Source organism: Pseudomonas sp. SIMBA_067, from assembly GCF_046534675.1.
GTDB classification, from domain to species: domain Bacteria; phylum Pseudomonadota; class Gammaproteobacteria; order Pseudomonadales; family Pseudomonadaceae; genus Aquipseudomonas; species Aquipseudomonas putida.
Window position 1 is genome coordinate 1 of record NZ_JAWRYH010001482.1, and the last position, 230, is coordinate 230.

Sequence of the window (230 nt, forward strand, 5' to 3'; positions counted from 1 at the left end):
GAAGACGACTTTGTATAGATTTTGTCATTGCTCGATCTGTCCCAGTTGCCAGCGCAATTCAGCCACTTCAGCCTCAAGCTCGCGTACTTTCTCCTCGGCGCATATCTGCGCTGTGACGTCCCGCTGAATACCAATGTAGTACGTCAGCTGGTCCGCTTCGTTGTTAACAGGCGTGATGGACAACTCATTCCAGAACAGGCTCCCGTCCTTGCGGTAGTTACGCAGCACCT

At 52.6% G+C, this 230-nt stretch carries 1 protein-coding gene; it reads right to left on the minus strand.

Translation table 11 applies throughout. The features are described from left to right. Nucleotides 1-24: 24 nt before the first annotated feature. A partial coding sequence (locus SB765_RS34360) for a PAS domain-containing protein (protein ID WP_410933122.1) occupies nt 25-230 on the minus strand: 206 nt, incomplete at its 5' end.